Genomic DNA, 836 nt, shown 5'->3' with positions numbered 1-836 from the left:
AATACGCCTAACTGGGGCTTAACTTCGAACTAATATCACCTTTATTTGGTTTTGTTACATTTTATAGTTGCTTATACAAAGATCTCAATCACCCACCAACTGAAAATCGACAATATGGAAAAATTGTGACTTATAAGTTGAAAATAGGCATCAAATTACTGTTATTGCAGTATATATTCGGGCAATATATAGCAAATTAGTATCATTAGTCAAAAAGTTGACAGTAATTTGGGGTGAAGTTTTATATGGATCGTACAGCGTTAGTTTCACTCGGCAATCAAGTCGTTGTAATAGGATTAGATGGGAAGCTGAGAGTACTAACGGAGGGACAACAGCCACTACCAGGAGAAGTGGTTGTGACATCAACAGAGGTTGGCCCTCTGGATTTAAACGTGCAATTGACTCAAGAGCAGGGTTCTAAAGATGTCACTGATGATGTTTTACAAATTATTAGTGCAATCGAACAAGGACAAGACCCTTCTGCTGTAGATGAAGAGTTTGCGCCAGCAGCTGGTGAGAACGGCGGCTCTAGTCTGCAAACCAGTGCGACAATTGTTCGCGATGGTACTGAACTCTTGGCATCCACCAGTTTTGAAACCATTGGTATTGAGGCTTTAGGACTATCGCAAACACAAGTTCTAGCACTGAACGATCTAGTCCGAAGTAATGTGCAAACGAGTGCTGACAGCAATGATAAACCTTTGGCAACAACGCCAGTTACTCTAGATGCGATTGAAGAGGACGGTGGTTCAATCACCATTACGACGGAAGAGTTACTGTCAAATGTTGATGATGAAGACAAAGACACATTATCTGTTGAGAACCTCATTATCGAT

At 40.7% G+C, this 836-nt stretch carries 1 protein-coding gene; it reads left to right on the top strand.

Translation table 11 applies throughout. The features are described 5' to 3' along the window. Positions 1-245: 245 nt before the first annotated feature. Positions 246-836, top strand: a 591-nt coding sequence (locus tag R7R78_RS25315) for a cadherin-like domain-containing protein (RefSeq protein ID WP_225474525.1), incomplete at its 3' end; no start/stop codon positions are given.

The organism is Vibrio sp. 2134-1, from assembly GCF_033339495.1.
This window is presented reverse-complemented; position numbering and strand designations above follow the sequence as displayed.